Annotated in this window: 1 protein-coding gene; it reads left to right on the top strand. The window is 67.8% G+C overall.

The annotated features are described in order from the left end of the window. Positions 1 to 198: hypothetical protein (locus tag ACWDNU_RS16130; protein WP_449669388.1), on the top strand; the 198-nt coding region annotated here is incomplete at its 5' end. Positions 199 to 515 lie beyond the last annotated feature (317 nt).

Below are 515 nucleotides of genomic sequence, written 5' to 3'. Positions count from 1 at the left end.
GGACCGATCCCGCAGCACTGCTCCGGCCGAACCAGCGCCGCAGGATCGTTCCCGCCGGACTTGATGCTGCGGGGCTGTCGGCTAGGCCCGGTGTCGCAGGACCGTTCCGACCGGGCCGATGCTGCGGGACTGCTCTTGGTGGGCTGGTACCGCACGAATGTTCCCGCTGGACTGGTACTGCAGGACTGTTCCGGCTAGGCCCGGTGCCGCAGGACTATTCCCGCCGGACTGATCCCACAGCACCGCTCCAGCCGAACCAGTGCCGCAGGACCGTTCCTGGCAGACCGGCGCTACGGGCCTGTCCCGAACGGCGAGGCTGTCCGCGAGGGTTCCCCTCCCGAAACCATGGTGCGGCGGGGCACCCCGAAGCCAAGTGTGCTGACGGTCTGGGGTTGCTTGTCAAGGCGGGAAAGATGCCTTGTGACAGCTCAAACGAGGGGGTGGAACCTGACCAGCGAAGAGCTCCTCACCGTGCTCGCGGCGATCGGGCACACCCAGCGGCTGCGCATCATCGC

Source organism: Amycolatopsis sp. NPDC003676 (assembly GCF_053587275.1).
Note: the sequence above shows the minus strand (reverse complement) of the source record. Positions and strands in the feature narration are given on the sequence as shown.